This is a genomic window from Streptomyces bambusae (assembly GCF_019400985.1).
GTDB lineage: Bacteria > Actinomycetota > Actinomycetes > Streptomycetales > Streptomycetaceae > Streptomyces > Streptomyces bambusae_A.
Genome location: NZ_WTFF01000429.1, coordinates 1 through 5,072, shown reverse-complemented (window position 1 = coordinate 5,072; position 5,072 = coordinate 1). Strand labels below are relative to the sequence as shown.

General features: G+C 77.4%; 4 protein-coding genes. 3 read left to right on the top strand and 1 reads right to left on the bottom strand.

All coding sequences use genetic code 11. From position 1 onward, the window contains the following. Positions 1-60 precede the first annotated feature (60 nt). Positions 61-243 carry a DUF6104 family protein gene (locus tag GPJ59_RS33280; protein WP_014176503.1) on the bottom strand — a complete coding sequence of 61 codons (183 nt, stop codon included), beginning with the start codon at positions 241-243 and terminating at the stop codon, positions 61-63. Positions 244-402: 159 nt separating this feature from the next. Between GPJ59_RS33280 and GPJ59_RS33275 the strand changes: the two genes are divergently transcribed. The 3 genes from GPJ59_RS33275 to GPJ59_RS38735 all read left to right on the top strand — a co-directional run. Then, complete coding sequence (locus tag GPJ59_RS33275; RefSeq protein ID WP_219671641.1) at positions 403-2,706, top strand: VMAP-C domain-containing protein; 2,304 nt, start codon at positions 403-405, stop codon at positions 2,704-2,706. 106 nt (positions 2,707-2,812) lie between these two features. After that, the gene (locus GPJ59_RS33270) at positions 2,813-3,823 is read left to right on the top strand and encodes an AAA family ATPase (RefSeq protein ID WP_219671640.1); all 1,011 of its coding nucleotides are present in this window, start codon (positions 2,813-2,815) and stop codon (positions 3,821-3,823) included. 6 nt (positions 3,824-3,829) lie between these two features. Further along, positions 3,830-5,072: SAV_2336 N-terminal domain-related protein (locus GPJ59_RS38735; RefSeq protein WP_308120624.1), on the top strand; the 1,243-nt coding region annotated here is incomplete at its 3' end.

Genomic DNA, 5,072 nt, shown 5'->3' with positions numbered 1-5,072 from the left:
GCCGCGAGGGGGCGTGCAGGCCGGGCCCGGCGGCCGGTGGGCCGGCCGCCGGGCGGCGGGCTACTCGTCCTCGTCCTCGTCGTCGAGGCGGGCCAGCCACGTGGCCAGGCGCTCGACCGGGACCTCGAAGTCCGGGTTGAGGTCGACGAAGGTGCGGAGCTGCTCGGCGAGCCACTCGAAGGTGATCTCCTCCTCGCCGCGCCGCTTCTCCAGCTCCTCGATGCCGCGATCGGTGAAGTACAAGACAGGCTCCGTGCCGGTGTGGGTGGGTCGTGGGTGATTCCCGGCCAGGATAATCCGGGTTTCTCCCGCACCTCCCCCCGGACCGGGGGCAGCGCTAGCGTGGAACTGCTTTCACCATGCGGGACGCCGGCGCAGGTTGGGGATTCTGGGAGGCGGGGGATGGCGGACGGGCGCACGGCAGGTTCCGCACGCGCCTTCGAGCTCCTTGAGCCCCTCGTCCTCGCGGCCACCGTACGCGTCCACGCGCCCGCGGACGGGTATGAGGAACCTGGGCGGGACCGCCACGACGGCCCGTCCGGCCACCCCTGGGAGGACCGGCGGGACGACCGGCGCGACGGCCGGGGCGGCGACCGCGGCGACGACCGGGGCCGGCCGGGCCGGCGGGACGGTCACGGCGAGCGGGACCGGGACACGGGCACAGACACGGGCACTGGCACAGACACGGGAACACGTACGCGCACGGGCACCGCCAGGGGCAGGGGCGCAGGCACCGCCACCGGTAGCGGCCGCACCTGGGGGAGCGGCTTCTTCGTCGCTCCCGGCTGGGTCCTGACGTGCGCGCACGTCGTGGGGGAAGGGGGTGCGGACGTGCGTCTTGCGGGCCGCGAGGTCGGTATCACCTTCTCGTCCGGGGCCCCCGGAGTCACCGGCACCGTCGCCGGGCGGGTGGAATGCGTCCTGCCCGAAGGGCTGGAGCAGCGCCGCCCCGGGCGGCGCGGTCTGTGGGAGCTGCCCGACCTCGCCCTGATCCGGGTCCTCGCCCCGGTCTCGCACGCCTGCGTGTGGCTCACCGACCGGGCCGCACCGCCCCGCTTCGAGGAGGTCGCCTACTTCGGCTGCACCGAGGACCTCGGCATGCCCGAGATCACCGGGCGGACCACCCGGCTGCGCGGCACCGCGGGCGGCGGCGCGGCCGTCCGGCTCGGCGGCGACGACGAGATCGTGCCCGGCATGTCCGGCGGCCCCGTCGTGGACCTCGCGCGCGGCGGGGTCGTCGGCGTCGTCAAGGCCCGCCGGTCCGGGAGCGGCGGGGGCGGGCTGGCCGTGTCGGTCGTCCAGCTGCGCCCCCTGCCGATGTCGGCCCGCAGCCAGGTCGGGCTCTCCCGCCGGGTCATGCAGGCGCACGACCTGCACCACTACGACCAGCACGTCAGCGACCTGCACAGCCGGCGCACCTGGACCGACGTACAGGGCGAACTGCCCGCCGGCGAGGCCTACGGCACCCGGCAGCGGCTCACCCCGGGCGAGCGCACCACCCTGTACGGGCTGCTCGCCGAGCTGCCCGCGCCCCGCTCCTCCGAGACCGTACGGGCCCTGGTCGAGGCCGCCCGCGGCGAGGAGCCGGACACCGCGGCCCCGGCCCCGCTCACCTGGCGCGACGGGCTCGGGCTGCTCCACGACCCGCCCGCCGGACTCAACGAGGCAGCGGCGATGCTGCGCTACGCCACGGACGTCAGCGTGGCCGATCACCGCGAGCCACCCGCTCCGGGCGCCGACGAGGAGCTGTGGGACTGGGTCCGGGGCACCGCCGAGCGGCTGTGGCGGCCGCTGCGACGGGAGCTCGGTGAGCGCCACGAGCGGGGCCTGGCCGAACGCGAGCGGCGCCGCCGGGCCTCGGCCGGCCGCCCCGTGCACGGACCGGCCCGGGCCCCCGAAGCCCTGCCGGCCGGGCCGTCGGTGCTGCTGGAGGCCTGGTCGCACGGGTGGGAGGAGGTCTACGACTGGCGGGTCTCGGTCCTCGGGGGCGCCGGCGGCCCGGCCGGGCTGACCCCCGTCGCCGCCGGCGTACGGGTCGCCCCGGCGGCCCTCCCGGAGGCGTTACGGGCCCCGCTCGCGGAGGCGTTCCGGCGCTGCGACACGCACGACGCGGCCGCGCTCCTCGAAGTGGCGGTCGCGCCCGAGCTGTTCACGCTGGCCGTGGACGAGTGGGTGGTGGCGGGCGGGACACCGCTCGGCGCACAGCGGCCGGTCGTCCTGCGCCACCCGGCCGGCGGGCCGCCGCCGTCCCCCGAGGAGGCCCACCGGTCCGCCGACCGCTGGGCCCGGGTGATGGCCGGGCCGCTGCTGGACGAACGGGCCGACTGCTCGCGGGGCCGGCCGCGCAGGGCCTCGTACGCCTGGCTGGACAGCCTCGCCGACAACACCGTGCCGGTGCACTGCCGCAGCGCCGACTGCGACCCCACCCTCGGCGCCGTGCACGCGGCGCGGCTCGCCGGGTACGGGGTGCTGCTGTGCCGGCGGCCGCCGGCCGGCGAGGCGTCCTGTGCACCGTTCCACCGCGCACTGCGCGAGGAACTGGCCGAGGCCGGCCGGGGCGCGGTGCTCCCGCTGCGCCTGCAGTCCCTGCGGGTGCGGCTGCACGGGCGCGACCCGGACGCGTACTGGTCGGCGGGCCTGGGCCTGCTCTGGGAGGACCCGGCCCGCCCCCTCCCGGAGGACGAACCCCTCCACGGGGACCTCTGATGCGACGGCGGATGCGGCCTGCGACTCGGCCCCTGATGCGCGGCCCGTACCGAAATCCGCCGTCGGCAGGACGGCACCGCGGCGACGACGACCGAAGGAGCGATCGGTGAACGAGGAGTGGCTCATCTACCGGGGTGTCGGTGAGCCCCACGACGGCATCGACGCCCTGCCGCCCGCCCCACCCTGGCGGGACTTCGACGGCGGGCCGGTCGTGGAGCCCGGCCCCGTGGCCACCGCGCCCGACACCGCCGCCGCGCGGCGGCTCGGGGCGCACCGGCACGCCGCCGAGCTGCACCGCCCCGAGCCGGAGGAGCTGGAGGCCATCAACGCGGCCCTGTACCTGCGCCGGCCGCTGCTGGTCACCGGCTATCCCGGCACCGGCAAGTCCACCCTCGCGCACGCCGTCGCCCACGAGCTGCGGCTCGGCCGGGTGCTGCGCTGGCCCGTCGTCTCGCGCACCCTCCTCCAGGAGGGCCTGTACCGCTACGACGCCATCGCCCGGCTGCAGGACGTACAGATCGCGGCGAGCGGCGGCGCGGCCGAAGGGCCGCCCGGGATCGGCAAGTACATCCGGCTCGGCCCGCTCGGCACCGCCCTGCTGCCCACCGAGCGGCCCCGGGTGCTGCTCATCGACGAGCTCGACAAGAGCGACATCGACCTGCCCAACGACCTGCTCAACGTCCTGGAGGAGGGCGAGTTCGCGCTGCCCGAGCTGGAACGGGTCGCCGACCGCGAGCCCGAGGTGCAGGTGCTCACCGACGACGGGGCCAAGGTCACCGTGCGGGACGGCCGGGTGCGCTGCCGGGCCTTTCCCTTCATCATCCTGACCAGCAACGGCGAACGGGACTTCCCCGCGGCCCTGCTGCGCCGCTGCATCCAGCTCAAGCTCGGCCAGCCCGGCGAGAAGCGCCTGGCCACCATGGTCAGGGCCCACCTGGGCGAGGACGCCGCCCGGCTCGGCGCCGACCTGATCCGGGAGTTCCTGACCCGGTCGCAGACCGAGCTGGTCGCGGCCGACCAGCTGCTCAACGCCATCTACCTCACCCACTACGCCGCGCCGCCGACCCGGGAGGACCTCGCCGACCTGCTCATCCAGCGCCTCGACCGTTCGAGGTGAGGGGCGGTGGCGTCCCCGGGTACGGGACCTGGAGACGGGCGCGGACCTGGGCCCGGGCCAGGTCCCGGGCCGGGTCCCGGCCGTGGTCCCGGTCGTGCTCCCGGGAGCGCTGAGTCCGCCGGAGCTTCGGGACCTGCTGCCGGAGTTTCCGGACCTGCCGGATCCGCCGGACCCGCCGGAGTTTCCGGACCTGCCGGACCCGCCGGAGTTTCCGGACCCGCCGGCCCTGCCGGAGTTTCCGGACCTGCCGGCCCTGCCGAACTCACCGCGCTCACCGCCCTCGCCGCCGTACTCCGGGCCGCCGGGCTCGACCCGTCCGCCGAGGAGCTCGCCGACGCGCTGTGGCTGGCCGGGCAGGCGCGGCGGGCCGCGGCGGCGGCCCGGCCGGACGCCGTCACCGGCACGGCTCCGGACGGAGGCAAGGAGGCCGAGGCCGACGGTCCGGTGCGGAGCGACGTCGCGCCGCTGCCGCAGCCCGGGCCGCAGGACGCGCAGCCGCCCCGGCATCCCGTACCTGCTGCGGACCCCGAGGAGCCGCTCAGCCTGTTCGTACCGGGCCGCCCCGGCGCGTACCCCGATCCGGAACCGGAACTGCCGAGCGGCACGGCGGTGCCGGTACGCGTGCCCGCCGCGGCCGCGCTGCCCCGGATCCTGGACATCCAGCGGGCCCTGCGCGCCCTCCAGCGGCACCGCCCGCCCGCCGCCCCGGTCGCCCGCCTGGTGCTCGACGAGGCGGCCACCGCCGAGGCGAGCGCGCGGGCGCTGGGCCTGGCCATTCCCGTGCTGCGGCCCGAGGCCCGCCGCGAGGCGACGATGCGGCTGGTGATGGACGCCTCGCCCTCGATGGCCGTGTGGCGGGACATGCTGGAGGAACTCCGGTCGGTCTGCGAGCGGTTGGGCGCCTTCCGCGACGTCCAGGTGCACTACCTGCACCGGCTCGTGGACGGCACCCCCGCGGTCGGCCGCGGCCCCTGCCCTGACACCGCCTCGCGCTCGGGCGAGCAGCTGCGCGACCCCACCGGACGCGCGCTGACCATGGTCGTCAGCGACTGCGCCGGGCCGCTGTGGCGGGGGGGGGCGGCGGAGGGGGTGGCGGAACGGCGGGGCGGGTGCGGGGCCGGGGGCGGCGTGCAGGCGGTGCCGCCGGGGGGGGGGGGGGGGGGGCGGCGGGAGGCAGAGGGGGGGCAGGCGCGCCGGGGCGGGGGGGGGGGCGGGGCGGCGGCGGGTCGGGGCGGGCGGGGTCGTTGTA